28 protein-coding genes are annotated in these 26,380 nt (G+C 72.8%); 16 read left to right on the top strand and 12 right to left on the bottom strand.

What is annotated here, in order from left to right; all coding sequences use genetic code 11:
- The first annotated feature begins 46 nt into the window (after positions 1–46).
- Positions 47–1,492, top strand: a complete 1,446-nt coding sequence (locus ACZ6H8_RS09290) for an NAD(P)/FAD-dependent oxidoreductase (RefSeq protein ID WP_464146487.1) — start codon at positions 47–49, stop codon at positions 1,490–1,492.
- A 163-nt stretch (positions 1,493–1,655) separates the two neighbouring features.
- Here the strand turns inward: ACZ6H8_RS09290 and ACZ6H8_RS09285 are convergent, their stop codons facing one another.
- A complete protein-coding gene (locus ACZ6H8_RS09285) occupies positions 1,656–2,267 on the bottom strand; it encodes a TetR/AcrR family transcriptional regulator (RefSeq protein WP_464146486.1) in 612 nt (203 codons plus the stop codon).
- Complete coding sequence (locus ACZ6H8_RS09280) at positions 2,267–3,145, bottom strand: alpha/beta fold hydrolase (protein ID WP_464146485.1); 879 nt, start codon at positions 3,143–3,145, stop codon at positions 2,267–2,269. Before ACZ6H8_RS09280 ends, ACZ6H8_RS09285 begins: the two co-directional genes overlap by 1 nt.
- A 158-nt stretch (positions 3,146–3,303) precedes the next feature.
- On the opposite strand from ACZ6H8_RS09280, the gene ACZ6H8_RS09275 reads away from it, so the two are divergent.
- The 3 genes from ACZ6H8_RS09275 to ACZ6H8_RS09265 are packed head-to-tail and all read left to right on the top strand — an operon-like array spanning position 3,304 to position 6,174.
- On the top strand, positions 3,304–4,449 hold the full coding sequence (locus ACZ6H8_RS09275) for an alanine racemase (protein ID WP_464146653.1): 1,146 nt from the start codon (positions 3,304–3,306) through the stop codon (positions 4,447–4,449).
- A gap of 25 nt (positions 4,450–4,474) precedes the next feature.
- Positions 4,475–5,770, top strand: coding sequence for a D-arabinono-1,4-lactone oxidase (locus ACZ6H8_RS09270; protein ID WP_464146484.1), 1,296 nt, complete (start codon positions 4,475–4,477; stop codon positions 5,768–5,770).
- Positions 5,771–5,793: 23 nt separating this feature from the next.
- Positions 5,794–6,174: a LemA family protein gene (locus tag ACZ6H8_RS09265; protein ID WP_464146483.1), complete on the top strand. Its 381-nt coding sequence runs from the start codon at positions 5,794–5,796 to the stop codon at positions 6,172–6,174.
- A gap of 10 nt (positions 6,175–6,184) precedes the next feature.
- Here ACZ6H8_RS09265 and ACZ6H8_RS09260 read toward each other — a convergent pair whose 3' ends face one another.
- Entirely contained in the window at positions 6,185–7,393 is a 1,209-nt protein-coding gene (locus ACZ6H8_RS09260; protein WP_464146482.1) for a winged helix-turn-helix domain-containing protein, read from the bottom strand.
- A gap of 152 nt (positions 7,394–7,545) precedes the next feature.
- On the opposite strand from ACZ6H8_RS09260, the gene ACZ6H8_RS09255 reads away from it, so the two are divergent.
- A complete protein-coding gene (locus ACZ6H8_RS09255; protein WP_464146481.1) occupies positions 7,546–8,685 on the top strand; it encodes an AI-2E family transporter in 1,140 nt (379 codons plus the stop codon).
- On the top strand, positions 8,682–9,929 hold the full coding sequence (gene ilvA / locus ACZ6H8_RS09250; protein WP_464146480.1) for a threonine ammonia-lyase: 1,248 nt from the start codon (positions 8,682–8,684) through the stop codon (positions 9,927–9,929). The genes ACZ6H8_RS09255 and ilvA overlap by 4 nt, the downstream gene beginning before the upstream one ends.
- Before the next feature lie 81 nt (positions 9,930–10,010).
- On the opposite strand, the gene greA is transcribed toward ilvA, so the two are convergent.
- Positions 10,011–10,502, bottom strand: a complete 492-nt coding sequence (greA, locus tag ACZ6H8_RS09245) for a transcription elongation factor GreA (protein ID WP_464146479.1) — start codon at positions 10,500–10,502, stop codon at positions 10,011–10,013.
- Positions 10,503–10,557: 55 nt separating this feature from the next.
- Positions 10,558–10,950, bottom strand: a complete 393-nt coding sequence (locus ACZ6H8_RS09240; protein WP_464146478.1) for a DUF4307 domain-containing protein — start codon at positions 10,948–10,950, stop codon at positions 10,558–10,560.
- Between the two features lie 64 nt (positions 10,951–11,014).
- Between ACZ6H8_RS09240 and mca the strand changes: the two genes are divergently transcribed.
- Positions 11,015–11,872 carry a mycothiol conjugate amidase Mca gene (gene mca / locus ACZ6H8_RS09235; protein WP_464146477.1) on the top strand — a complete coding sequence of 286 codons (858 nt, stop codon included), beginning with the start codon at positions 11,015–11,017 and terminating at the stop codon, positions 11,870–11,872.
- Positions 11,873–11,874: 2 nt separating this feature from the next.
- Positions 11,875–12,174 (top strand): hypothetical protein, encoded by a 300-nt coding sequence (locus tag ACZ6H8_RS09230; RefSeq protein ID WP_464146476.1) that lies wholly within the window; start codon positions 11,875–11,877, stop codon positions 12,172–12,174.
- Positions 12,175–12,190: 16 nt separating this feature from the next.
- On the opposite strand, the gene ACZ6H8_RS09225 is transcribed toward ACZ6H8_RS09230, so the two are convergent.
- The gene (locus tag ACZ6H8_RS09225) at positions 12,191–12,601 is read right to left on the bottom strand and encodes an Rv3235 family protein (protein WP_464146475.1); all 411 of its coding nucleotides are present in this window, start codon (positions 12,599–12,601) and stop codon (positions 12,191–12,193) included.
- Positions 12,602–12,742: 141 nt separating this feature from the next.
- Here ACZ6H8_RS09225 and ACZ6H8_RS09220 point away from each other — a divergent pair, with 141 nt between their 5' ends.
- A complete protein-coding gene (locus ACZ6H8_RS09220) occupies positions 12,743–13,321 on the top strand; it encodes a hypothetical protein (RefSeq protein WP_464146474.1) in 579 nt (192 codons plus the stop codon).
- A 6-nt stretch (positions 13,322–13,327) separates the two neighbouring features.
- On the opposite strand, the gene ACZ6H8_RS09215 is transcribed toward ACZ6H8_RS09220, so the two are convergent.
- Positions 13,328–13,579, bottom strand: a complete 252-nt coding sequence (locus tag ACZ6H8_RS09215; protein WP_464146473.1) for a helix-turn-helix domain-containing protein — start codon at positions 13,577–13,579, stop codon at positions 13,328–13,330.
- Positions 13,580–13,768: 189 nt separating this feature from the next.
- On the opposite strand from ACZ6H8_RS09215, the gene ACZ6H8_RS09210 reads away from it, so the two are divergent.
- The 3 genes from ACZ6H8_RS09210 to ACZ6H8_RS09200 are packed head-to-tail and all read left to right on the top strand — an operon-like array spanning position 13,769 to position 17,084.
- Positions 13,769–14,371, top strand: coding sequence for a hypothetical protein (locus tag ACZ6H8_RS09210; RefSeq protein WP_464146472.1), 603 nt, complete (start codon positions 13,769–13,771; stop codon positions 14,369–14,371).
- Entirely contained in the window at positions 14,368–15,597 is a 1,230-nt protein-coding gene (locus tag ACZ6H8_RS09205; RefSeq protein ID WP_464146471.1) for an AAA family ATPase, read from the top strand. The genes ACZ6H8_RS09210 and ACZ6H8_RS09205 overlap by 4 nt, the downstream gene beginning before the upstream one ends.
- Positions 15,598–15,602: 5 nt before the next feature.
- A complete protein-coding gene (locus tag ACZ6H8_RS09200) occupies positions 15,603–17,084 on the top strand; it encodes a sensor histidine kinase (RefSeq protein ID WP_464146470.1) in 1,482 nt (493 codons plus the stop codon).
- A 102-nt stretch (positions 17,085–17,186) separates the two neighbouring features.
- On the opposite strand, the gene ACZ6H8_RS09195 is transcribed toward ACZ6H8_RS09200, so the two are convergent.
- The gene (locus ACZ6H8_RS09195; protein WP_092505597.1) at positions 17,187–17,435 is read right to left on the bottom strand and encodes a WhiB family transcriptional regulator; all 249 of its coding nucleotides are present in this window, start codon (positions 17,433–17,435) and stop codon (positions 17,187–17,189) included.
- 133 nt (positions 17,436–17,568) lie between these two features.
- Between ACZ6H8_RS09195 and ACZ6H8_RS09190 the strand changes: the two genes are divergently transcribed.
- Together ACZ6H8_RS09190 and ACZ6H8_RS09185 are read left to right on the top strand one after the other, a co-directional pair.
- Entirely contained in the window at positions 17,569–17,997 is a 429-nt protein-coding gene (locus tag ACZ6H8_RS09190) for a hypothetical protein (protein WP_464146469.1), read from the top strand.
- Entirely contained in the window at positions 17,994–19,670 is a 1,677-nt protein-coding gene (locus ACZ6H8_RS09185) for an ABC-F family ATP-binding cassette domain-containing protein (protein WP_464146468.1), read from the top strand. Before ACZ6H8_RS09190 ends, ACZ6H8_RS09185 begins: the two co-directional genes overlap by 4 nt.
- A 124-nt stretch (positions 19,671–19,794) precedes the next feature.
- On the opposite strand, the gene ACZ6H8_RS09180 is transcribed toward ACZ6H8_RS09185, so the two are convergent.
- The gene (locus tag ACZ6H8_RS09180) at positions 19,795–20,280 is read right to left on the bottom strand and encodes an FBP domain-containing protein (RefSeq protein WP_464146467.1); all 486 of its coding nucleotides are present in this window, start codon (positions 20,278–20,280) and stop codon (positions 19,795–19,797) included.
- A 257-nt stretch (positions 20,281–20,537) separates the two neighbouring features.
- On the opposite strand from ACZ6H8_RS09180, the gene ACZ6H8_RS09175 reads away from it, so the two are divergent.
- On the top strand, positions 20,538–21,284 hold the full coding sequence (locus ACZ6H8_RS09175) for a GntR family transcriptional regulator (protein ID WP_464146466.1): 747 nt from the start codon (positions 20,538–20,540) through the stop codon (positions 21,282–21,284).
- Positions 21,285–21,354: 70 nt separating this feature from the next.
- Here ACZ6H8_RS09175 and ACZ6H8_RS09170 read toward each other — a convergent pair whose 3' ends face one another.
- The 3 genes from ACZ6H8_RS09170 to ACZ6H8_RS09160 all read right to left on the bottom strand — a co-directional run bounded on the left by ACZ6H8_RS09170 (position 21,355) and on the right by ACZ6H8_RS09160 (position 24,831).
- The gene (locus tag ACZ6H8_RS09170; protein WP_464146465.1) at positions 21,355–22,056 is read right to left on the bottom strand and encodes a sugar isomerase domain-containing protein; all 702 of its coding nucleotides are present in this window, start codon (positions 22,054–22,056) and stop codon (positions 21,355–21,357) included.
- Positions 22,053–23,885, bottom strand: coding sequence for a PTS transporter subunit IIC (locus tag ACZ6H8_RS09165; RefSeq protein WP_464146464.1), 1,833 nt, complete (start codon positions 23,883–23,885; stop codon positions 22,053–22,055). The genes ACZ6H8_RS09170 and ACZ6H8_RS09165 overlap by 4 nt, the downstream gene beginning before the upstream one ends.
- 115 nt (positions 23,886–24,000) lie before the next feature.
- Entirely contained in the window at positions 24,001–24,831 is an 831-nt protein-coding gene (locus tag ACZ6H8_RS09160) for a lysostaphin resistance A-like protein (RefSeq protein WP_464146463.1), read from the bottom strand.
- 155 nt (positions 24,832–24,986) lie between these two features.
- On the opposite strand from ACZ6H8_RS09160, the gene ACZ6H8_RS09155 reads away from it, so the two are divergent.
- Positions 24,987–26,378: a glucose-6-phosphate dehydrogenase gene (locus ACZ6H8_RS09155; RefSeq protein WP_464146462.1), complete on the top strand. Its 1,392-nt coding sequence runs from the start codon at positions 24,987–24,989 to the stop codon at positions 26,376–26,378.
- The last annotated feature ends 2 nt before the right edge of the window (positions 26,379–26,380 follow it).

Below are 26,380 nucleotides of genomic sequence, written 5' to 3'. Positions count from 1 at the left end.
CGAGGATGCTGTCGCACACCCCCACAGAGCAGAGAGCCATTTCACTGTGACCACTCGCATCCTCATCGTCGGCGGTGGCTACGCCGGCTTCTACACCGCACGCGGCCTCGAGAAGATCCTCGGCCGCGGCGAGGCCGAGGTGACCCTCGTCGACCCGCTGCCGTACATGACGTACCAGCCGTTCCTCCCCGAGGTCGCCGCAGGCAACATCGAGGCGCGCCACTCGGTCGTCTCGCTGCGCAAGCACCTCAAGCGCACCGCCGTCATCACCGCCCGCGTCACCGCGATCGACCACACGGCGAAGGTCGCGACGATCACGCCCGACGACGGCGAGGCGTTCGAGGTCGAGTACGACGAGCTCGTGCTCACCGCGGGCTCCGTCTCGCGCACCTTCCCGATCCCGGGCGTCGCCGACGTCGCGATCGGCATGAAGACCATCGAGGAGGCCGCCGCCGTGCGCGACCGGCTCATCTCGAACTTCGCCAGGGCCTCCGTGCTGCCCGAGGGGCCCGAGCGCACCCGCCTGCTGACCGTCACGGTCGTCGGCGGCGGCTTCGCGGGCATCGAGGTCTTCGGCGAGCTGCGCGGGCTCGCGACGAGCCTCGTCGAGCTGTACCCGAACGTCGTCATGGAGGACATCCACTTCCACCTCATCGAGGCCATGGGGCGCATCATGCCCGAGGTCAGCCTCGAGACGTCGAAGAAGGTCATCCAGCAGCTCGAGGACCGCGAGGCGCACGTGCACCTCGACACGCAGCTGAAGTCGGCCGTCGACGGCGTCGTCGAGCTGTCGACGGGCGAGTCGTTCGAGTCCGACCTCATCATCTGGACCGCGGGCGTCATGGCGAACCCGATGGTGCGCAAGACGGGCCTGCCGCTCGACGAGCGCGGCCGCCTCACGGCGAAGACGACGCTGCAGGTCGTCGACGGCGACGAGGTCGTGCCCCACGCGTGGACCGCTGGCGACGTCGCGGCCGTGCCCGACGTGTCGAAGACCCCCGGCCCCGGCGGCTTCTGCGTGCCGAACGCGCAGCACGCCGTGCGCCAGGGCAAGCTGCTGCCGAAGAACATCGTCGCGTCGCTGCGCGGCGAGGCCCCGCAGGAGTACATCCACGCCAACCTCGGCGCCGTGGCGGGCCTCGGCCTCGGCTACGGTGCGTTCCAGAAGGGCAAGATCGGCTTCACCGGTCCGCTCGCCTGGATGGCGCACCGCGGCTACCACGGCATGGCCATCCCGATGGTCGAGCGCAAGCTGCGCGTCGTGGGCGACTGGATGGGCGGCTTCTTCCTCGGTCGCGACGACGTCGAGCTCGCGATGCGCGAGACGCCGCGCGACGTGTTCGAGGAGTTCGCGTCGCGTCCGAAGCCCGCTGGCGACGACGCCGGGCCGAAGGCTGCGCCCGTCGTCGAGCCGGCGAAGGCCGACGAGCAGAAGGCCGCCGTCGAGGCGTCCGATGAGCTCGACGACGAGAAGGCTCCCACGAAGGCCTGATCGCTCGGATCCGCGACAGGGGTCGATGCCTTCGGGCGTCGGCCCCTTCGTCGTCGACGTCGTCGTACCGATTGCGTTTCGCAGGCGATCGCGGGGGTTCGAGGGACGATACCCCTCCGACCCCCGTGATCGCCTGCGAAACGCGAGCCCGGTGTCGTGCGGGTCAGGTGCGTGCGGTGCGCGCGGGCTCCGGCGAGCGCTCGAGGCTCGCGACCATCGCCTCCACGGCGGCGAGGGCTCCGCGGAGGCGCTCGGGGGAGAGCGGCCCCAGCAGTCGGGCGGCGGAGAGCAGGCCGATCGTCGTGCTCGACAGCGCGAGCGCCAGATCGTCCGGCTCGATGTCGTCGCCGAGCTCGCCCGACGCCTGCAGCGCGCCGATCCATGCCGAGACCTCGCGCAGGCGCGCGCGGTAGCGGTCGTCGCCGACGCGGGCGACGCGAGCGCCGAGCACGCCGGCGTCGTCGAGGAACGCAGCCGTCATGAGCGGGTCGTCGAGCAGCACCTCCGCGCCCACGCGGTACGCGGTCGACAGACGCGGTGGCGTCGTGCCCAGCCTGGCGGCCGCCGCCTCGTGCATCCGCGTCATGCCGCGCTCGAGCAGCGCGTCGAGCAGCGCCTCCTTGCTCGCGACCTCGCGGTAGATCGCGCCCTTCGCGATGCCGGCGTGCTCGGCGATCCACGCGACCGAGACGGCGTCGAAGCCGCGGTCGAGGATGCCGGCCTCCGCGACGTCGAGGATGCGATCGCGGCGATCGGCGATGCGGGGCCGCGGCATCAGGCGACGCGGTCGAGGAAGGCGAGCATCGCGGGATGCACGAGATCGGGACGGTCGCGTTGGATCCAATGCCCGCCCCCGTCGACGACGAGCAGCGTCGCGTCTGGGATGCGGGCCGCAGCCTGACGTGCGTGGGCCACGGCCACGCCCGCGTCGTGCGTGCCGTGCACGACGAGCGCAGGCACGCTCAGCGCGTGCAGGTGCGGGCTGTGGTCGGTGCGCTGCCGCGTCGGCAGCACCTCCGAGCGTTGGAAGGCGTTCGTGATGCGCATGCTCGTCGAGCGCTCGCCCTCCGCGGATGCGGCCGCGACGAGCTCGGGCGTGAGGTTGGCGGGCGTGCGCACGATTCGCGCGAGGCTGCGCCGCATGCGTCCCGCGTCGCGTGCGTACCAGCGGAAGAGCGAGGCGGTGCCGCCGACGCGCGTGAGCGCCCAGGTGAGCAGCTGCGTCGGTAGCGACAGCGGCCCCGTGCGCAGCCTGGGCATGAGCCCGTAGCTGCCGAGCACCATGACGCCGCGCAGGCCGCTGGGGGCTTGGAGCGCGTAGCCGAGCGCCATGCCGCCGCCGAGCGACAGACCGCCAACCACGTGGTCGTCGACGCCCAGCGCGCGCACGACGTCGCCGACGTGGCGCACGAGGCGCACGAGCGTGCCGTCCATGTCGGAGGCGGGACTCTCGCCGAATCCCGGCAGGTCGGGCGCGACGACGTGCCAGCCGGCCGCGACGAGCGCCTCGCCGGTCTCGCCCCAGGAGAGCCACGCGCTGTCGTAGCCTGCGCCGTGCAGCAGCACGACCGTGCCGCGCGGCGCCGCGCTCGGGGTCCACTCGAGGATGGAGATGGGCCCCTGGGCGAGATCCAGGATGCGGCGGCGTGCCATGGGACTCGTCTCGTAGTGACCAAATGGTGCAGAGCAGTCACTACGGTAGCAGTCACCCGCCTCGCGTGCAGGCGTAGGGTCGCAGCGTGCTCGAGATCGCTGCCGCGCCCGCGTTCGCCGATGCCGCCGCGTTCGACGCCGCGTCGCACTGGCCGTCGATGGATGCCACGACGCGGCACCTCGACGCGCCGCTGGCCGCGCTGTCGCTGTCGGCGCTCGCTGCGAACGCCGCCGATCTCACGCGGCGAGCGAGCGGCACCCCCATCCGCGTCGCCTCCAAGTCGGTGCGATGCCGTGCCGTGCTCGATGCCGTGCTGTCGCTGCCCGGGTGGCGGGGGATCCTGGCGTACACGCTGCCGGAGGCGCTGTGGCTCGCGGAGACGTGCGACGACGTCGTCGTGGGCTACCCGAGCGTCGACCGGGGTGCGCTCGCCACGCTCGCGGCATCCGAGGCGCTCGCGGCGCGCGTGACGATCATGGTCGACGACCCCGCGCAGCTCGACCTCGTCGACGACGTCGCCGCGGCGGGCTCGCGCGCGCGCATCCGCGTCGCGATCGAGCTCGACGCGTCGTGGCGCGGTCCCATCGGTCACGTCGGTCCACGGCGCTCGCCCGTGCACGCTCCCGCCGACCTCGAGGCGCTCGCGCGCGTCGTCGCGGAGCGGCCGGGCTTCGACCTCGTGGGCATCATGGCGTACGAGGGGCAGATCGCCGGCGTCGGCGACCGTGCGAGCGCCGTCGTGCGCGCGATGCAGCGCGTGTCGTCGGCCGAGCTCGCCGAGCGCCGCGCCGACGCCGTCGCCCGCGTGCGCCGCATCGCCGACCTCGCGTTCGTCAACGGAGGCGGCACGGGCTCGCTCGAGCGCACGGCTGCGGAGGAGGCGGTGACGGAGGTCGCCGCAGGCTCGGGGCTCTTCGGCCCGGGGCTCTTCGACGGCTACCGCGGCTTCACGCCCGCGCCCGCGCTGGGGTTCGCGCTGCCCGTCGTGCGCCGTCCGAGCGCCGACGTCGCGACGCTGCAGTCGGGCGGCTGGATCGCGTCGGGCCCCGTGGGCGCCGACCGGCAGCCGACCATCGCGTGGCCGCCGAACCTGCGCCCCCTGGCTCGGGAGGGCTTCGGCGAGGTGCAGACGCCCGTGCAGGGCGCTGCTGCCCGCGACCTCGCGCTCGGCGACCGCGTGTGGCTGCGACACGCGAAGGCTGGCGAGGTCTGCGAGCACGTGGATGCGCTGCACGTCGTCGACGACGGTCGCGTCGTCTACGCCGTGGCGACGTACCGCGGCGAGGGTCGGACGTTCCGATGAGCGTCGCCGGCGGCGGGCGCGCGTCGTGACGTGGCGCAACTGGTCGCGCTCGCAGCGGGCCGAGCCGACGGCGGTGCTGCGACCGGAGGACGCGGACGAGGTCGCGGCCATCGTGCGCACCGCCTCCGAGCGCGGCGAGCGGGTGAAGCCGATCGGTGCTGGTCACTCGTTCTCGGCCGTCGCCGTCGCGCCCGGCATCCAGCTCGACACGAGCGCGCTCGCGGGGCTCATCGACGTCGACCGCGATGCGTGCACCGCGACGTTCGCCGCCGGCACGCCGCTGCACGCCGTCGGCGACCTGCTCGCACCGCACGGGCTCGCCCTCGAGTCGATGGGCGACATCGACAGGCAGACGATCGCAGGAGCGGTGTCGACGGGCACGCACGGCACGGGGCTCGCGTTCGGCTCCATGGGGTCGACGATCGTCGCTGCGACGCTCGTGACGGGCACGGGGGAGGTGCTGCGCGTCTCGCCGACGTCGCATGCCGACCTGCTGCCCGCCGTGCGGCTCGGGCTGGGCGCGCTCGGCGTGCTCGTGCAGGTGACGCTGCGCTGCGTGCCGGCGTTCACGCTCGCGGCGGTCGAGCGCGTCGAGCCCCTCGAGGCGGTGCTCGAGGCATGGCGCGAGCGGGTCGCGGGCGGCGACCACGTCGAGTGGTACTGGTTCCACGGCACCGACACCGCCGTGACGATGACGCGCACCCGCGGCCCCGCCGACGCGCCCCGCGAGGGTCCTGGGCGTCTCCGCAGCCTCGTCGACCGCGAGGTCGTCGCGAACGGCGCCTGGGGCGCGCTGTGCGGCGCCGCGAGCGTCATGCCTGCGCTCGCACCCGGCATCGCCAGGATCGCGGCGAGGCGATTCGCGGGTCCCGACGTGCGCGACCGGTCCGACCGCGTGTTCGTGGCTGCGCGGCGCGTTCGCTTCCGCGAGATGGAGTACGGCATGCCGCTCGACGCCGTGCCGAGCGCGTTCCGTGCCATGCGCGCCCTCGTCGAGCGGCGCGGCTGGCGCATCACGTTCCCCGTCGAGGTGCGTGCCGCCGCCGGCGACGATGCACTGCTGTCGACGGCGCACGGCCGCGAGACCGGCTACGTCGCCGTGCATCGGCACTGGCGGGAGGATCCGCGGGAGCACTTCGCCGAGGTCGAGCGCATCATGCTCGACCACGAGGGCCGCCCGCACTGGGGCAAGCTGCACACGCAGACCGCCGCCGACCTCGAGCCGCGGCTGCCGACGCTCGCTGCCTTCCGCGCCGTGCGCGACCGACTCGATCCGAGCCGCACGTTCGACAACCCCTTCCTGCGGCGCACGATCGGCTGACCGCGCGCCGGTACCGTGGAGGCATGCTCGACCCCATCACGCTGACGATCACGATCGTCGTCGCAGCCGTCGTCGTCGTCCTGCTCGCGATCGGCGTGTGGATGCTGCTCGCAGCCCGCTCGGTGCGCCGGGCGACCGCTGCGATCCTCGCCGCGCGCGAGCAGCTCGAGCGCGCTCGCGCCACGCATGCCGAGGTCGTCGCGACGAGCCCGAACGACGCGGCGGAGCTCGCGGAGGCCGACGACTGGGTGCAGTCCTCCCGCCGTGCCGTCAATGCCGCGACCCGCGAGGGCGAGGCGCTGCGCAAGCGCTTCCCCACGTCGCTCTTCGCCGGCCGCATCCCGCAGCCGCAGTACGAGGAGGCCACCGGCGGCACCGCCGAGCCTCCGCGCATCGCCTTCTAGGGGGTCGCGCTCAGCGCGTCAGCGCCGCGGCGACGTCGTGCGCCCACGTGCCCGGCCCTGCGACGGCGACGCCCTCGAGGCCCTGCCACGCGGCCGCCTCGTGCAGTCGTGGCGCGATCCGCTCGGCGAGCGCGCCCGAACGCAGCGCGAACGCCGGCTCGACGTGCGCATGCTGCACGCGCAGCACCCCAGCGCGTCGGTCGCTCTTGAGGTCGATGCGGCCCACGACCTCGCCATCGACCGCGACGGGCAGCACGTAGTAGCCGTGCGCTCGCTCGGCAGGCGGCGTGTAGATCGAGATGCGGTAGTGGAAGTCGAACATGCGCAGCGCGCGCGGCCGGTGCCACACGATCGGATCGAACGGCGACAGCAGCGCCGTCGCGTCGACGCCGCGAGGGATGCGCTGCGCCGCATGGAGGTAGGCGGGGGAGCCCCAGCCGTCGACGGCGACGGGCACGAGCTCGCCGGCCTCGACGAGCGCGTCCACCGCCGCTCGAGCGTCGGCGAGGTAGGCCAGCCGGTGGTAGTCGCGCAGGTCGTCGACCGTGCCGACGCCCAGCGCGACCGCCGCACGCCGCACGAGCTCGAGCGTCGCCTCCTGCTCGGGCACGACGTGGCGCAGGTGCTCGGGGAGCGCCCGATCGGCGAGGTCGTAGACGCGCTCGAAGCGGCGACGGCCGAGCACGACGAGCTCGCCCGCGCGGAACATCGCGTGGATCGCGTGGTACGCGTCGCCTCGATCCCACCATCCGCCGGATCCGCGCACGTTCGACGGATGCTCGATCTCGCCGACCGTCGACGGCCCGCGATCGGCGATGGCCGCACGCAGCTCGGCGACGAGCGTCGCATGCGCCTCGAACCACGCCGCGTGCTTCGCGCGGAAGCGATCGGCGCGGAACCGCAGCAGCGGCACGTCGTCGACGGGCACGATCGCCGCCTCGTGCGCCCACAGCTCGGTCGTGCGCCCCAGCACGCGCGGACGCCGGTCGTGCGTCACGAGCCGGTCGAGCAGCGCGCGGTCGTACGCGCCGAGGCGCGCGAGCAACGGGAGGTAGTGGCTGCGCTCGAAGACGTTGACCGTGTCGAGCTGCAGCAGCCCCAGGCGGGCGAACGTCGCCGAGAGCTGGCGCGTGCCGACGACGGGCGGTCTGGCGCCGAAGCCCTGCGCCGCGAACGCCACGCGCCGCGCCTCCACCGCCGACAGCCGTGCTCGAGCCATGCATCCGACCCTACGTGCCACCCCCGACGCGCTCGCCGACTCCCGCCGCGACCGGCGGGTGGCCGCAGCCAGCCATGCCGCAGCCAGCCATGGCGCATCCAGGGGTGACGCATGTGCATCGGAGGGTGCGTGCGTCGCTAGGCTCGTGGCCCATGGGGCTGTTCGGTGCACGCGACCGACGACCTGCCGAGCCACCGGTCGTGCCGGTCGGCCTGCAGATCGCCGGAGCGTGGTCGTGGCGCCTGCTGGCCATCGCCGGCGTGCTCGCCCTGACGTTCTGGATCATCGCCCAGCTGCGCATCATCGTGATCCCGATCATGGTCGCCGCCCTGCTCACGGCGCTCATGATCCCGCTCGTCGGATGGCTGCAGCGCAGGAGGTGGCCGCGCGGCCTCGCCGTCGCGGTGTCGATCGTGACGCTGCTGGCGTTCGTCACCGCGCTGTTCTGGCTCGCGGTCGCGCAGATCCGCGAGGGCTACCCCGACCTGCAGCGGCGCGCGATCGACTCGTACGACGGGTTGCGCCAGTTCCTGCTCGAGTCGCCGCTGCACCTCACCGAGGCCGACATCTCCCGCTACACCGACACGCTCGTGCAGGCGATCCAGCAGGACACCCAGCAGATCGTCTCCAGCGCCCTGTCCGTCGGCTCGTCGCTCGGGCACCTGCTCGTCGGCCTGCTGCTGACCGTGTTCGCGACGATCTTCCTGCTCTACGACGGCGGCCGCATCTGGCGCTGGGTCGTCGGCATCTTCCCGCGCCGGGCCCGCCCCGCCGTCGACGGCAGCGGCCGCGCCGGCTGGGTCACGCTCGGCAACTTCGTGCGCGTGCAGATGCTCGTCGCCGCGATCGACGCCGTCGGCATCGGCCTCGGCGCCTTCATCCTCGGCCTCTTCTACGGCGGCATGCCGCTCGTGGTGCCCATCGCGGTGCTCGTGTTCCTCGGCTCGTTCATCCCCGTCGTCGGCGCGATCGCCACGGGCGCGATCGCCGTCGTCGTCGCGCTCATCGCCCTCGGACCCATCCCCGCCGTCATCATGCTCGGCATCGTCCTGCTCGTGCAGCAGATCGAGGGGCACGTGCTGCAGCCGTTCATCATGGGCACGGCGGTGAAGATCCACCCGTTGGGCGTCGTGCTCGCCGTCGCAGGCGGCTCGATCATCGCAGGCATCCCCGGTGCGCTGTTCGCCGTCCCCGTCGTCGCCTTCCTCAACGTCGCCATCACCACGATCGCCACGGGCTCGTGGCGCGCGAATCCGAAGCCGCGGGACGTCTCGGAGGTCACCGACGCATGAGCACCTCCCCCCTCACCGGCACCCTGCCCGGTCCGACGCTCGAGGAGTTCGAGGAGGCGCGCCGCACGATCGCGCCCGCCATCCAGCACACGCCCATGGAGCTGTCGCGGCACCTGTCGGGCATGCTCGGCTCGACCGTGCACCTCAAGTGCGAGAACCTGCAGCGCACGGGCGCGTACAAGCTGCGCGGCGCGTACAACATGCTCTCGAAGCTCACCGCCGAGCAGCGCGAGCGGGGCGTCGTCGCCGCATCGGCAGGCAACCATGCGCAGGGGGTCGCGTTCGCGGCGTCGGAGCTCGGCATCCGCTCGACGATCTTCATGCCCATGGGCGCCGCGCTGCCGAAGGTGCAGGCGACGCGCGACTACGGCGCACGCATCGAGCTGCGCGGCCTCGACTTCCAGACGGCGCTGCAGGCCGCCATCGCGCACGTCGCCGACACGGGCGCGACGTTCGTGCCGCCCTTCGACCACCACGACATCATCGCCGGCCAGGGCACGGTCGGCCTCGAGATCCTCGAGCAGCAGCCCGACGTCGACACCATCCTCGTGCCCATCGGCGGCGGCGGGCTCGCAGCAGGCGTCGCCTCGGCCGCGAAGCAGCGCGCAGCCCAGCTGGGCCGCGAGATCCGCATCGTGGGCGTGCAGGCCGAGCAGGCCGCCGCCTACCCGCCGTCGATCCTCGCCGGCTCGCCCACGACGATCCAGACGCATCCGACCATCGCAGACGGCATCGCGGTGGCGCGGCCAGGCGACCTGCCGTTCGAGATCATCCGCGCCTGCGTCGACGAGGTCGTCACCGTCTCCGACGACGACATCGCGCGGGCGATCATCGCGCTGCTCGAACGGGCGAAGCTCGTCGCCGAGCCCGCCGGCGCCGTCACGACGGCCGCGATCATGACCGGTGCCGTGCGCGATGCGGGATCGACCGTCGCGATCGTCTCGGGCGGCAACGTCGACCCCATGGTGCTCGAGCGCGTCATCGGCCGCGGTCTCGTCGCCTCGCAGCGCTACCTGCGCATCCGCATGGACCTGCCCGATCGCCCCGGCCAGCTCGCGATCATCGCGCAGATCCTCTCGGACGAGCAGGCGAACGTCGTCGAGGTGCTGCACACGCGGCACAACGAGTGGACGCAGATCAACGCCGTCGCGATCGAGCTGTCGGTGACGACGCGCGGGCCAGAGCACGCGCAGCGGCTGCTCGAGGCGCTGCGTCGGGCCGGCTACCAGCCGCACGAGGTCTGACGCGGCGGAGCGCCCACCGACGCGAGACGGCCGCCCGCGCGATGCGGACGGCCGTCGTCGAACGGGGGCGGTGCGAGCCGCTCAGGCGCTGCGGTAGGTCTCGACGTCGAGGATCTCGACGGCGATCTCCTTGCCGCTCGGCGCGACGTACGTCGTCGACTCGCCGATCTTCAGGCCCAGCACGGCCGAGCCGATCGGGCTCGACTCCGAGTAGACGTCGAGGTCGTCGCCGGCCTCGTGGATCTCGCGGTTGCCGACGAGGAACGTCTGCTTGGAGCCTGCGATCGTCGCCTTGACGACGGTCCCGGGCTCGACGACGCCGTTCGCGGCCGGCGCCTCGCCGACCTTCGCGGTGCGCAGGAGGTGGGTGACCTGGAGGATGCGGGCCTCGATCTGGGCCTGGTCGTCCTTGGCGGCGTGGTAGCCGCCGTTCTCCTTGAGGTCGCCCTCGTCGCGGGCCTCCTCGATGCGCTTCGCGATCTCGACGCGCACGGGCCCCGTGAGGTTGTCGAGCTCAGCCTGGAGGCGGTCGAACGCCTCCTGGCTCAGCCAGGTCTCCGTGGTGTCCGGCATGAAGGTCTCCTGATATGCGTCAAGCCGGCCCGACGGGCCGGCAGTGCCCGCGAGCCTACCTCAGCCAGCAGCGGTAGACCAATCCGCCGATGGCCTCGTCGGAGGTCAGCACCTCGACGCTCTGCTGCGTCGTCCAGCGCTCAGACGACTCCACGTCGAGCTCGACCCAGCCGACGGTCGTGTGGGTGCGGTCGAAGGCGTTCAGCGCGCAGCGCACGGGCGTGCCGGGCTCGACCGTGACCGTGAAGTCGAGGCGGATGCTGTGCTCGTCGATGCGCGTCGACCCCGTGTCCTGCGTGTCGATCGTGCCGCGGGTGTCGGCGAGTCCGCCCCAGACGACCCACGCGAGCATGACGAGCACGATGCCGACGGCGACCGAGATGCCCACGATGCGGTCCCTGCGGCGACGCTCGGGCGTGCGTCCGTAGCGGGCGGCGAGGTCGGTCATGTCGGTGGTTCCGTGGGAGGATCGATGGGTCCCGAAGACCAGCCTACTTCCGAGCTGAGGTGCCATGCGTCGACTGCTGAGCGTGCACGCGCATCCCGACGACGAGTCGAGCAAGGGTGCAGGCACCGCGGCTCGCTACGTCGCAGAGGGCGCCCAGGTGACGGTCGTGAGCTGCACGGGCGGCGAGTCGGGCGACGTGCTGAACGACGCGTTCCTCGAGACCGTGCGCGCCGAGCGCGACATGGCGGGGTTGCGACGCGATGAGATGCGTCTGGCGCAGAAGGCGCTCGGCATCGACCACATCTGGCTCGGCTACGTCGACTCGGGGCTGCCCGAGGAGGGCGAGCCCGTGCGTGCGCTGTCGTTCGCGACGATCCCGCTCGAGGTGTCCGGCAGGCCGCTCGTGCGCATCATCCGCCGCCTGCGCCCGCAGGTCGTGCTCACCTACGACGAGCGCGGCGGCTACCCGCATCCCGACCACATCCGCTGCCACGAGGTCACGATGTGGGCCGTCGAGCACGCTGCGCTCGACGAGAGCCCCGAGCTCGGCGAGCCGTGGTCGGTGTCGAAGGTGTACTACGACCGCATGTCGTCGTCCGACAAGGTGCAGGCGTTCCTCGCCGACTTCGAGATGCACGACCCCGAGTCCGACCGGCTGCCCCGCATCCGCGAGATGGCCGAGTGGATGCAGGGCCGCACGCCGACCGTGACGACGCGCATCGACGTGACGGGCCACCTCGACCAGCGCGACGCGGCGCTGCGCGCGCACGCGAGCCAGGTCGCACCCGACACGCCCTTCTTCTTCTGGCCGCACGACGTCATCCGGCGCGCATGGCCCACCGAGGACTTCGAGCTCGTGCGGTCGACCGTCGGCGAGCAGCTGCCCGAGACCGACCTGTTCGCCGGGATCGACGAGGAGTGACGATGCTTGCCACGATCGTGCAGACCGCGCCCGCCTTCGATCCCGACTCGGTGACGCCCGGCGTCATCGGCTTCGCAGCGACGGCGGTCATCGCCATCGCCGTGTGCCTGCTGCTGTTCGACATGAATCGTCGCGTGCGTCGCGTGAAGTTCCGCGAGGAGGTGCGCGCCGACATCGCCGCCGAGCAGGCAGCAGCAGCCGACGGCACGGCGCAGACGACCGACGCGCTGGCGACGGACGTCGGCGACGTCGCACCCGGCGCGACCTCGGCGCCCACGGACGGGCGCGACCAGCAGCGCTGAGCCGTCTCCCGCGGCGTCAGAGCACGTGCACGGCGGTCGCGCGCCATCGGTCGTCGAGCCCCTCGAGTCGCATGGCGACGGAGCGGGTGCGGCCGGGGGAGCGCACGATGGCCACGGCCTCGACGACGCCGTCGGCGGGATGCGTGACGACGACCGGACCGATCTCGGTCAGCGTGCGCGTGGACTGCTGCCTGCGCAGCGCTCGCGTGCGGCGTGCGGCGATCGACCGTCGCGCGAGGTGCAGGTAGGTGGCCTCGGTGACCCAGCGGGCGATCTGCTCGACCTCGCGTACTCCCAGCAGCACCTCGATGACGCAGCGCGTGAGGTTCTCCACGAGCGGCGCGGGATCGGGGAGGCCCGCGGTCGAGCACGGCTGGTAGTCGAAGTACTCGTCGACCTCGGCCGCCGACATCCTCGCGTGTGCCATCGCGTGCTCCTCCGTCCGACGTGTGTCGGCAGGGTAGATCGCGACCGCCATCCTGGGAATGGGCAGAACTGCCCACCTGTGGAGAACGTGCGCTGTGGAGAGCCGCACGCCCGTTCGCGCGGCGGGATCTAGCGTCGGTGGGTGCGGTTCGACGACCTGTTCGACGACCTCGAGAGCCAGCTCGAGGCCGAGCTCGGCGCGCACGAGCGCGACGCGCTCGCCGAGGAGGAGCGCTTCCGCGTCGGCAGGCTCGAGGTGCGCGATCGGCTCGCCCTGGCGCCGCGCACCCTCGACCTTCGGCTGCGCACCGGCGAGCGGCTGCGGATCGAGCGGCTCGCGCTCGGCAAGGACTGGCTGAGCGGCACGATCCGCGACGGTGGCGAGGCCGACGCGGGCTGCATCGTGCCGCTGCGCTCGATCGTGGGCGTGCGACTCGACGACGACGCCGTCCTGCGCTCGCTCTCCGTGCCGCCGACGCCGCCCGCGTCGCGCCCGCTCGCCGAGCGGCTGAGCCTCGGGTACGCGCTGCGCGACCTCGCACGTCGCCGAGCGCGCGTCGAGCTGCGCTGCCCGTCGCCGCTGCACGGCACGATCGACCGCGTCGCGCGCGACCACCTCGACCTCGCGATGCACGAGCCGGGGACGTCGCGGCATCCGCGCAGCGTCGTGGGCGTCGAGCTCGTGCCGTTCGCCGCGATCGACTGGGTGCGGCCGCCGTAGCCCGCCTCAGCGGCGGCGGCTGCCGCCGAAGAGGTCGGCGATCGACGCCGACTGCGACTCGTGCCACAGCGCCTGGCGCCGCTGCGCCTCGTACTGCTCGTCGATCCACGACTGCAGCACGTCGAGCTCGATGCGCCATCCCCCTGCCACGTGGATGCCGGGCAGCGATCCGGAGTCGACGAGCTCGACGACGTCGCGCGCCGCGACGCCCAGCACCTCGGCGGCGTCTGCCGCGCTGAGGAAGCGTCGATCGTTCATGGATCCCATGATCCTCCGATCGCCCTCGGCGCGGGGCGGGCCTGTGGATGGTCGGTCTGTGCGGAGCCTGCCCGCGTGAGCGCGGATGGGAGGACGCGGGCGGCTGTGGACAGCCCGCGTCGCACGGCTGCGACCTCTGCCACGGTTGCCCCTCGTACGCCCGCCGGGGCGTGGACGAGGAGGCTCCGCATGCGACGACCATGGCTCGACCCCAGGCTCGCGATCGGCGCGGTGCTCGTCGTCGCGTCGATCGCGGGCGTGTGGCTCGTCGTCGATGCGTCGAGCAGGTCGACGACCGTGTGGGTCGCGACCGAGACGCTGCTGCCGGGTGACGTCGTGGGCGCTGGTGACGTCGAGGCGGCCGAGCTGCGCATGGATGGAGCCACCGACCTGTACCTCGTGGCCGACGCGGCGCCGGAGGGGCTCGTGGTGGTGTCGACGATCGGAGCCGGGGAGGCGCTGCCGCGCACCGCGCTCGGCGATGCGGCATCGGTCGACGTGGCGACGGTCGTGCTCGCGACCGACTCGGGCCTGGCCTCGTCGATCGTCGAGGGCAGCGTCGTCGACGTGTGGGCGGCGCCCCCGGCCGAGCAGGGCGCGTTCGAGGCGGCCACCGTGCTCGTGGGCGGAGCGATCGTCGTCGGGCTCGTCGAGGGCGAAGGCCTCATCGCCGACGACGCCGTGCGGATCGAGGTGCTCGTGCCTCGCAGCGACGTGGCGAGCGTGCTCGACGCCGTCGCGAACGCGCACGCCGTGAGCATCGTCCCGGTGTCGACGGCGGTGGCGCCGTGACGGTCTTCGCGATCTCGGCACCGCTCGAGCGCGAGGATGCGCTCGCGGCGCTCGCGCAGCGGCACGGCCACCGCGTCGCCGTGCGTGCGGCGCGCGCGAGCGAGCTCGTGCGCCGCCTCCCGAACGTGCAGGTCGAGGCCGTGCTCGTCGCAGCCGACGCTCCGCACCTCGACGCCGAGCTCGTGCGCGCGTGCGACGCGGCGGGCGTGCGCATGCTCGCCGTCGTCGACGACGCGGCCGAGGCAGGCAGGGCCAGGGCGCTCGGCGTCGAGTCGGTGCGGTTCGCAGACGGGTTCGCAGCCATCGAGTGGGCGATCGTCTCGCCGCACGCCGAGCGGCAGGAGCGTCCGCGAGGGCGCGTGCTCGCGGTGTGGGGACCCGCGGGCGCGCCTGGGCGGACGACGGCGGCGATCGGGCTCGGCACCGAGCTCGCAGGCCGTGGGCAGCGCGTCGCGATCGTCGACGCCGACAGCCACGCCGCATCGGTCGCGCCCGCGTTGGGGCTGCTCGACGAGGCACCGGGATTCGCCGCGGCGGCCAGGCTCGTGCGCACGAGCAGCCTGACGGTCGACGAGCTCGACCGCGTCGCTCAGACCATCGAGACGACCGTGGGAGCCGTGCGCGTGCTCACGGGCATCACCAGGGCGGGCAGGTGGCCGGAGCTCGCTGCCGATCGCGTCGCCGGCGTGCTCGAGGCGTGCCGCGACTGGGCGGACTGGACGGTCGTCGACGTCGCCTCGAGCCTCGAGCGCGACGAGGAGATCTCGAGCGACGTCTTCGGCCCGCGTCGCAACGCGGCGACCGTCGCGGCGCTGCAGGCCGCCGATCGCGTCGTCGCGGTCGCGGGCGGCGACCCGATCGGCATGATGCGCCTGCTGCGGGCGCATCCCGACCTCCTCGAGGTCGTGCCGGTCGACCGCGTGATGGTCGTCGTCAACAAGGTGCGCACCGGCGGGTCGGGGATCGCGCCGACGGCGAGCGTCGAGCAGACGCTGCAGCGCTTCGGCGGCATCGCGCCGGCGGCGCAGTGGCCGCTCGACGTCGCGGCCGCCGACGCGGCGCTGCTGTCGGGCCGCCCCATCGTCGACGTCGCGGCCCGGTCGAGGCTGCGACGCGCCATGCAGTCCACGGCGGCAGGCCTGCTGCCGGCCGAGCCCACGCGCGCCGCAGCACGCGCCGCCGCTCGGGCGACGCGCAGGCGAGGGCTGCGCTTCGCACTACGCTGACGGGGGTGACCACCCTCGCGACCCTCGTCGAGCAGCACGCCAGGCACGACGCGCCCGACGTGCCCTGGTTCCACCGCCTCGTGGGCGACTGGCAGCTCATCGCCGACCTCGCCTTCGCCGACGTGGTGCTGTGGCTGCCGACCGAGGCCGTCGACGGGTTCGTGGCGCTGTCGCACGCGCGGCCGTCCTCCTCCGGCACCCTCTTCTACCGCGACTTCATCGGCCAGCCCGTGCGGAACGCATGGCGCGGGCAGGTCGAGGACGCCTTCTCGTCGCACCGCATCGTCGACACGACGCATCCCGAGCCCGGCACCGACGGCGACACGCGCGTGCGCGCCGTGCCCGTGGCCAGGCGCGTCGGCGACGATCTCGTGACCGTCGCCGTCATCACGGTGCACTCGAACGTCGCCGAGCGCACGCCGAGCAGGCAGGAGCTCACCTTCAAGCAGTGCGCAGACGACCTGCTGCGCATGATGACCGTCGGCGACTACCCAGACGAGTCGGCGCCCACGGGACCGCGCCGCGGTGCTCCACGTGCCTCGGACGGCCTCATCCGCCTCGATGCGGCGGGAACCGTCACGTTCGCGAGCCCGAATGCGCTGTCGGCGTTCGTGCGCCTCGGGTTCCGAGAGGAGCTCGAGGGGCGCTCGCTCGCCGAGGTCACGACCGAGCTCATCGACGACTCCCACGACGTCGACGAGACGCTGCCGCTCGTCGTCACCGGCCGCGCGCCGTGGCGCACCGACATCGAGACGCACTCGGTGACGATCTCGCTGCGCGCGCTGCCGTTGCGCAGGGGCGGCGAGCGCATCGGCGCGATCGTGCTCGCGCGCGACGTCACCGAGCTGCGACACCAGGAGCAGTCGCTCATCACGAAGGACGCGACGATCCGCGAGATCCACCATCGCGTGAAGAACAACCTGCAGACCGTCGCGGCGCTGCTGCGCATCCAGGCGCGCCGCACGCACAGCGAGGACGCGCGGCAGGCGCTCGTGAACGCCGAGCGGCGGGTGGCGTCGATCGCGGTCGTGCACGACACCCTGTCGGAGGGGCTGAGCCAGTCGGTCGACTTCGACGCCGTCTTCGATCGCACCCTGAAGCTCACGAGCGAGGTGGCGTCGATCCACAACGCGCAGGTGCGCACCGAGCGGCGAGGCTCGTTCGGCGTGCTGCCGTCTGCGTACGCGACGCCGCTCGCGCTCGCGCTGACGGAGCTCGTGACGAACGCGGTCGAGCACGGCCTCGAGGGCCGCAGCGACGGGCTCGTGCGCATCAATGCCGACCGCGACGACGACACGCTCACGGTGCGCGTGTGCGACAACGGGGCTGGGCTGCCCACCGGTCGCGTCGGCTCGGGCCTGGGCACCCAGATCGTGAAGACGCTCATCACCGGCGAGCTGTCGGGCGCGATCGACTGGGGTCAGCGCGACGGCCAGGGCACCGAGGTCACGATCTCGCTGCCGCTGCGGTTCCTCGACCGCAGCTGAGCCGCATGCCGCGGGCGGCGCGTGCGCGAGCGGGTCGCCCCGACATGCCTCGACGGGCCGACCCCCGCGAAGGGGTGGCCCGTCGATGGTGCTGCCGTCGTGTCAGCTGGCGCGGCGCGCGCGGGCGGCGCGGCGCTTGAGGGCGCGGCGCTCATCCTCGCTCAATCCGCCCCAGACACCAGAGTCCTGGTTCGTCTCGAGTGCGTACTGGAGGCACTGCTCCGTCACGGGACAGCGTGCGCAGACGGTCTTGGCCTTCTCGATCTGATCGATCGCGGGGCCGGTGTTGCCGATCGGGAAGAACAGCTCCGGGTCGACCGTCAGGCATGCGGCGTCATCGCGCCAATCCATAGAGGCACTCCTTGTAATGTGGGTGTGGTGTCCGCGTCTCCGCGGCAAGACAAGACTCAGATGGGGCGGCGTCCTCGCCAGCGACCCAAGGAGCAATGCTCCCACAGGGGTCGAGATGAGGGCAAGGGTTCTGATGGAAGCAGCGAAGAGCGAGCGGCCGCGGTCGGCTGGGTTCCTGGCGATCATCGTCTTCGTCGAGGCGGTCGCGATCCTCGGCGTCGCGGTGTGGTCGGTGATCTCGGTCATCGGCGGCGAGTCGCGCGAGGTCACGGCGGGGCTGTTCTGGGGGGCGTGCCTCGTCGGGCTCGCGTTCTTCCTGCTGCAGGCGGGCAGGGGCGTGCTCGACGGCAGGTCGTGGACGCGCGCGGCCGTCGTCGTGTGGCAGGTGCTGCAGATCGGCATCTCGTTCGGCACGTTCAACGGCGCGGAGGGCCCCGTGCCGTTGGCGCTCGCGATGTTCGTGCCGGCGCTCATCGCGCTGATCCTCGTGTTCCGCGCTCCCGTGCGCGACTGGCTCGCCCGCGAGCGCATGGAGAAGCTCGACGGCGACGAGGGGCGATGACGGCCACGCTCGTCGCGAAGGGGCTCGCCGGGGGCCACGGGCACCGCACGCTGTGGGAGGGGCTCGACCTCACGGTCGCGCCCGGCGACGTCGTCGGCGTCGTCGGCGCGAACGGCGCGGGCAAGTCGACGCTGCTGCGCATCCTCGCGGGCGTCGACGCGCCGCAGGCCGGCACGGTCTCGCTCGACCCGCGCGACGCCTTCGTCGGCTGGCTGCCGCAGGAGCACGAGCGCGTGCCGGGGGAGACGGTCGCAGACCATGTCGCGAGGCGCACGGGATGCGCGCAGGCGACGGCGGAGATGGACGCCGCCGCTGCCGGCCTCGCCGACGCCGCACCGCGCGCCGACGGCCGCGACGCATCCGACGTGTACGCCGTCGCGCTCGAGCGGTGGCTCGCGAGCGGCGCGGCCGATCTCGACGAGCGGCTGCCGGAGGTGCTCGCCGACCTCGGCATCGCGTCCGGATCGGGCGTGGGGCCGCAGTCGCTCATGACGTCGCTCAGCGGCGGCCAGGAGGCGCGCGTGGGGCTCGCGGCGCTGCTGCTGTCGCGCTTCGACGTCGCGCTGCTCGACGAGCCGACGAACGACCTCGACCTCGACGGCCTCGATCGGCTGGAGCGGTTCGTGCAGGAGCAGCGCGGCGGCATCGTGCTCGTGAGCCACGACCGGGAATTCCTCGCCCGCTGCGTCACGAAGGTGCTCGAGCTCGACCTCGTGCAGTCGTCGAACCGCGTCTACGGCGGCGGCTACGACGCGTTCCTCGAGGAGCGGGCGACGGCGCGCAGGCATGCGCGCGAGGCGTACGACGAGTTCGCCGACAAGAAGGCCGACCTCGTCTCGCGTGCCCGCACGCAGCGCGAGTGGTCGAGCCAGGGCGTGCGCAACGCCATGAAGAAGGCGCCCGACAACGACAAGATCCGCCGCAAGGCCGCCTCCGAGTCGAGCGAGAAGCAGGCGCAGAAGGTGCGGCAGATGGAGTCGCGCATCGCGCGGCTCGACGAGGTCGAGGAGCCGCGCAAGGAGTGGCGGCTCGAGCTGACGATCGCCGCGGCGCCGCGGTCGTCGAGCGTCGTCTCGACGCTGTCCGGTGCGACCGTGCGTCACGGGGAGGGAGCGGATGCGTTCGCCCTGGGTCCGCTGTCGCTCGAGGTGCGCGCCGGCGATCGCATCGGCATCACGGGCCCCAACGGCGCGGGCAAGTCGACGCTGCTGCGGCTGCTGCTCGGCCGCCAGGCGCCGGATGCGGGCTCCGCGAGCCTCGGCGCATCCGTCGCGATCGGCGAGATCGACCAGGCGCGTGCCGTGCTCGCGGGCTCGACGCCGCTCGCCGACGCGTTCGAGCGTGAGGTGCCCGAGTGGGCGCAGGCCGACGTGCGCACGCTGCTGGCGAAGTTCGGTCTGCGCGCCGACCATGTCGGCAGGCCCGTCGACGAGCTCTCACCCGGCGAGCGCACGCGCGCCGGGCTCGCGCTGCTGCAGGCGCGTGGCGTGAACGTGCTCGTGCTCGACGAGCCGACGAACCACCTCGACCTGCCTGCGATCGAGCAGCTCGAGGAGGCGCTGGAGTCGTACGAGGGCACGCTGCTGCTCGTCACGCACGATCGCCGCATGCTCGACACGGTGCGCGTCGAGCGGCGCTGGCTCGTCGACGGCGGGGCCGTCACCGAGCTCTGACGCGCCGCTCGCCCCTCCATCCCATTCGCGTTTCGCAGGCGATCGCGGGGGTCCGAGGGAAGATACCCCTCGACCACCCCTGATCGCCTGCGAAACGCAACCCCTCGCGTGAGAGGGCGCGCGGTCAGCCGCCGTCGCGCACGTTGCGCACGAAGTCAGTGACGTGCTCGGCGAGCGCGGCGATGCGGCGCTGCATCGCCGCCTCCACGTCGAACCCGACGTACGTCGCGGTCGGCGGCGTGCGCACGTTCGTCGAGCACTCGAACCCGGCGCACGCCAGCGTCGACACCGTGTCTCCGCTGCGTCCAGCCGGCCCCGATCGGCGAGCGTTGAACGACACGACGTCGTTCGGCAGGCGGACGTCGGCGCACCACGCGCACTGCGGCCTCGTGCGCGCCGACGCCTCGGTCTGCTGCATGGCGACGCCCACGAGCTCGCCGTCGACCTCCGCGACGACGAAGCCCGCGCGGGGGCGCTTCGCGTCACGCCAGCCGAGGTACTCGAGGCGAGGCCAGTCGCGGTCGAGGTCGGGGGTCGGGATGCTCGCCCGCTCCTTCTTCGACACGTTGACGAAGGACGCGCGCAGACGCGCGTCGTCGATGGGATGCATGGATGGTCCTGTTCGCTGCAGGCCCGCGGTCGCGGACCGTGGATGGTGGGTGTGCGAGCCGTTCGGCTCGAGTCGCGGTCGCCGACGAACGTCGACGAGCGCGCCTACCCGAGGTCGGCGGGTGCTCCGCCGACGACCTCCATCCACCCGATGGGCGTCGCGAGCGTTCCGTGCATGGTATCGAGGGTACTCCCGCGCGCCTCGCCGCCCATCCGCCGATCGGACGATCCCCCCGCGGAGAGTGCGAGGATCGTCGCATGGCCGATGCGCGTCCGAAGTACCAGCGTCTCGTCGACCACCTCCGCAGCCTCATCGCCGACCTGCCCGTCGGCGCTCCGGTGCCGAGCGAGCGCGCGCTGGCCGACGACTCCGGCGTCTCGCGCATGACGGCGCGCAAGGCGCTCGATGCGCTCGAGCGCGAGGGGCTGCTGCGCCGCGAGGTGGGGCGTGGCACGTTCGTGGCGCGACCGGCGGTGAGCCTGCCGCTCATGCTGACGAGCTTCACGGAGGACATGCGGGCTCGTGGCCTCGCGCCGTCGTCGCAGCTGCTCGACTCGGCGCCGCTCGCAGCGGATGCGGAGCTCGCCGCCGTGTTCGAGGTGCGCGTCGGCGAGCCGCTCGTGCGCATCGACCGCCTGCGTCTCGCCGACGGCTCGCCGTTCGCCATCGAGCGCACGACGCTGCTGGCACGTGCCGTGCCCGGCATCCTCGACGCGGATCTCGCGGAGGGCTCGCTCTACGAGGTGCTGGATCGGGAGCACGGCATCCGCTTCGACGCGGGGCACCAGAGCATCCGTGCAGCGCTGGCACGCCCCGGCGACGCCGCCGTGCTGGCGCTGGGGCCTGGCGAGGCGGTGCTCGAGCTCGTGCGCACCTCGATCGCCGGTGGCCTCGTCATCGAGCACACGGTGTCGACGTACCCTGGCGATCGCTTCGAGCTGTCGGCGAGCATCGCTCCCGTCACGGCAGACGGCTCCGCACGCAGCGCCCTGCGCGCGCGCTGACCGAGCGGCCCGCGTCGCACGCTGCCCGCCGCGCGCGGCCACGCACCCCGCGTCGTCCTGGCGGACGGGGTCAGCGCAGCTCGGGGATGCGCGGGGCGAGGGCGTCGAAGAGCGCCTGGTTCGCGCCGTCGGAGCCGGCGACGTTCGCGGAGCGCCACCGTGGCGCATCCGGCCACCGCTCGTGCACCTGCCGCAGGATCGCCGTCCACAGCGCCGTCGTGACGAGGCTCGACGTCGGCGCGGTCACGGGTGCGTCGAGCGGCCACGACGCATCGCCGGCGCGCACCTGCGTGTCGAGGACGATCGACGCGACGTCGACCAGGCGCACGGGCGCACGATCGGTCGGAGCGGCGGCATTCGAGGCGCGCGAGGTCAGCGCGACGACCGTCGCCCCGGCGTCGGCAGCGACCTGCGCGATCTCGATCGGGTAGGGGTTCGCCCCCGAGTTCGAGAAGACGACGATCGTGTCCCTCGCCTCGACGCCCGCGGCCTCCGCGACGCCGCGACCGAGGCCGGGCTCGCGCTCCGACGTCGTCGACGACGACGCGCCCATGAGGGGCAGCACCCGCTCGTGCCACAGCGGGCGCACGTACGCGATGCCGCCGGCGCGGAAGAACGTCTCGAGCACGGCGGCGAGCGAGTGCCCGGCACCGGCCGGCCGCACGAGCCCGCCCGCCTGCCCGGTCGCGACGATCGCGTCCGCGGCAGCGTGGATGTCGTCGCGTGCGTCGTCGACGACGGACGCGAGGTGGTCGAGGATGTCGTGGATCACAGCCAGCCCTTCGTTCGCAGCGCGTCGGCGAGACGCTGCTGCACGTGCTTCCGGTCGACGAACGAGTCGATCGCGACCATGACGGGTGCGAGGTCGCCGAGCTCGTCGAGGTACGTCGCCTGCGCGACGACGACGTCGGCCGTGGCGCTGCGCGCCGACGAGACGTCGGTGTGGTCCATGCGGGCGGTGACGCCGAGGTCGGCGAGCGCGGCCTCCGCGGTCGTGCGCAGGATGAGGCTCGATCCCATGCCCGCGCCGCAGACGGCGAGCACGCGCAGCTCGGCCGGCCGGGCCGCGTCGCCGGCGGCGGAGCGCGGCGACGGCTGCGCTGCGTCGGCGAGCGCCTGGCCTCCCGGAGACCCCTCGACCTGCGCGTCCGCAGCGCTCGATCGGGCGTCGACGAGGGCGGGCTCGCCCTCCGGCGTCGCCTCGAGCGTCTCCCGCCCGCCGCCACGACGACCGAGCACGACGAGGACGACGACCGTGATGGCGACGACGACGCCCGCGATGAGCCACACCCCGCCCGCGCCCAGCGGGGCGAGCAGCGAGCCGAGGCCGAGCAGGATCCAGCCCACGGCGTACCAGTCGGGGTCGGCGAGGGTCGCGAGCTCGGGAGCCGTCGAGCCGTACAGGCCCCAGCCGATCCACTGGCCGAATGCGAGCACGACGCCGTTGAGCAGCCCGCCGAAGACGGCGCCGCGCCAGCCGGCGACGGCGTTGCCGAACACGCCGCCTGCGCCGCCGCCGAAGAACAGCATGATCATGGGCGGCACGAGCACGAACCAGCCGGCGAGCGCGAACACGCCCATGAGGATCAGGAAGACGACCGTCGAGGTGATGAAGCCGACCATGACCGCCGTCGGCGCCTTCGTGAACGTGACGGGGATGTCGAGCGCGGGCTTCGTGCCTGGCAGCACCTTCTCCGACAGGCCGCGGAACGCGGGCACGATCTCGGCGAGGAACATGCGCACGCCGAAGAGCAGGATGGCGATGCCGGCGGCGAAGCGCAGCGCCTGCAGCAGACCCCAGACCCAGGGCAGCACGGCCGAGCCCGCCATCTGCTCCTCGACGATCGCCGCGTCGGCGAACGCGATGGCGACGAGCATGATGACGCCGGTGACGAAGGCCGTCGAGACGGTGATGTCCTTGAAGAACGACAGCGCCTTCGGCAGGCGCAGCCGCTCGGAGTCGTGCCGTACGGGATCGCCGAGGCGCAGCGCTCGCGCGCCATAGCCGGCGGCGAGGGCCAGCGTCGACGTCGTGTGGGCGAGGCCGACGGTGTCGTCGCCCATGACCTTGCGCATGAGCGGCTGGGTCCACAGCGGCTGGAGCACCCAGTAGCACCCGATGATGACGGCGCCGGCGCCGGCGACGACCCAGCGGTCGACCTCGCCGAACGCCTCGACGATCGTCGCGGCCAGCACCACGGCCATCCAGTACATGAGGTGGCCGGTGAGGTAGACGAAGCGCGCGGCCGGGAAGATGCGCACGATGACGAGGTGCACGAGGAAGCCGCCGGCGATGATGAGCGGCACGACGGAGCCGGGGCCGGCGTTGAACTCGGCGAGCGTCGACTCGGCTGCGGGCGGCTCGAGCCCCATGGCGCTCGACACGATCGCCTGGAAGGCGACGAGGCCGCCGACGAAGAGATCGATGCCGATGTTCAGGATGACGACGCCGATCGTGGCGCGCATCGCGCCGCCGACGACCTCGTCGACGGGCTTGCGCTGCAGCGCGAGCCCGACGAGCGCGATGAGGCCGATGAGGATCGCGACCTGGCTGAACAGGTTGTCGGTGATGGTGCGGACGATGTCCTCGAAGACGCCCATGGGGTCCCCTCTCGGTGCTGGTCCCGAAATGGTATAGCCCACTGAGTCGGGGCGCCAGCGTCGTCACACGATCGTCACACGCTCGGGCGCGACCTCGACGCGCGCGCCCTCCGGCTCAGGCGACCGTGGCGGACCCCAGGTCAGCCCCGTCGCGACGTCCAGCGCGTCGCTCGCTGACGACGAACACCACGAGCAGCACGACCCCGACGAGGACCACGACGATGTTGCCGAGCTGCGCGAACGACGCGAGGGGCCCAGCGACGGGGTAGGTGGCCTGCATGAAGATGCTGGGATCCGTGCTCGCGTGGAGCAGGATCGGCGCGACGATCGTGCGGGTCACCCGCAGCGCGAGGTACATGCAGAAGCCGAAGAAGAACGTGTAGACCATCTGCAGCAGCGTCGGCAGGAGCGCCTGACCGGTGAAGAGGTTCGATGCGTGGAGCAGCGCGAACAGCGCCGCCGAGACGAGACCCACCGCGATCTCCGACCGACCGGCCGAGCGCATGATCCGCACGACGTACCCGCGGGTCAGCACCTCCTCGGCGAAGCCGATGAGCAGCCCGGCGAGCAGCCACGATGCGACCCAGTCCAACCCTGCAGCCGCGTAGTCGACGCTCGCGAAGCGCAGCAGGTTGAACGCGAGGACGACGGCGACGGCGATCCACATCCATCCACGTCCGGGGATCGAGTGCCTCGCGAACAGCCCGCGCAGCCAGCCGACGCTCGCGCCGAATCCGACGAGGATGAGGCAGCCGATGAGGATCGGGATGACGAGGAGCACGACGACGTAGCTCGCGGATCCCGCATCGCCGATGAAGGGCACCAACGGCGCCATGAGCAGCGACGCCAGCTCGTAGAGCGCGAGGTACCCCACCGCGAGGATGAGCGCCTTCCACCATCGACCGCTGTCCCAGAACCTCGCCCAGGCCGACTGCTGCTCGCTCATCACGGTGCTCCCCGCTCGCGTGTACCCCACCACCCCGACCGTACTGGCACAGTCGAGCGCACGAGGCGTCCCCACGCCATCGCCGAACGGCTCCGCGACGCGGCGGAGGAGGGGCTCCTGCCGGCGCACGCGCCCTCGCGTGGAAGAGTGGCCGCATGGCGGCAGATCGCACGACCCTGCTCATCCTCGGCGCATCCGGCGACCTCACGTCGCGGCTGCTGCTGCCCGGCATCGCGACGCTGCTGCGCGCGCAGCCCAGGCGCAGCCTCGAGATCGTCGGCGCCGACCTGCGCGACCTCGGGCAGGACGAGTGGCGCGCCCGCGTGCAGACCGCGATGGCCGCAGCGCACGGCGACGGGGACGCTGGCGAGCTGGGCGCGACGGCGCAGCACGTCGTCGACACCACGCGGTACGTCGCATCCGACGCGACCGACCCCAAGGCCCTGCGCGCGCTGCTCGACGACGTCGACTGCGACCGCCTCGTGCTCTACTTCGCGCTCCCGCCGCACGTGAGTCGCATGGTGTGCGAGGCGCTCGCCGAGGTCGGCGTCCCTGACGGCACGATCCTCGCGATCGAGAAGCCGTTCGGATCGAGCCTCGACGACGCCCGCGACCTCAACGCGCTCGTGCAGCGCATCGTGCCCGAGGAGCAGATCTTCCGCATCGACCACTTCCTCGGCCTCTACACGGTGCTCAACCTGCTGGGCATGCGCTTCGCGAACCGCATCCTCGCGCCGCTGTGGGATCGCGACTCGATCGCGAAGGTCGAGATCCTCTACGACGAGACCGTCGCCCTCGAGGGCCGCGCCGGCTACTACGACACGGCGGGCGCGCTGCGCGACATGATCCAGAGCCACCTGCTGCAGGTGCTCGCGCTCGTCGCGATCGAGCCGCCCGCATCCATCGACGCCCGCGACCTGCGCGACGCGATCGGGCAGGTGCTGCGTGCCGCCCGCGTCGTCGACCCCGCGAAGGACGCCCGCCGCGCCCGGTACGCCGCGGGGGCGATCGGCGAGCGCGAGGTGCCCGACTACGCAGGCGAGGACGGCGTGGATGCCGCACGCGGCACCGAGACGCTCGCCGAGGTGACCGTGCACGTCGAGAACCAGCGGTGGGCGGGCGTGCCGTTCGTGCTGCGCAGCGGCAAGGCGCTCGGCGACATCCGCAAGCAGGCGATCGTGCACTTCCGCGAGCCCGCGCACGTGCCTCGCGGCTTCGGCGGCCGCAACTCGGCCGACCGGCTCGTGCTCGACTTCCGGCCGGACTCGTTCGCGATCCACCTCACGACCAACGGCAAGGGCGACCCGTTCACGCTCGAGCAGTCGGTGCTGCGCGGCGAGCTCGGAGGCGGTCAGCTCGAGCCGTACGGCGAGGTGCTCGCCTCGATCCTCGACGGCGATCCGCGACTCGCGGTGCGCGCCGACGCGGCGGAGGAGTGCTGGCGCATCGTCGAGCCCGTGCTGGACGCGTGGGCTGCCGACGAGACGCCGCTGGCCGAGTACGCAGCAGGGTCGAAGGGCCCGAAGGGGTGGCGCACGAACGGCTAGCG

It is taken from the genome of Agrococcus sp. AC640b, assembly GCF_979255995.1.
This window is presented reverse-complemented; position numbering and strand designations above follow the sequence as displayed.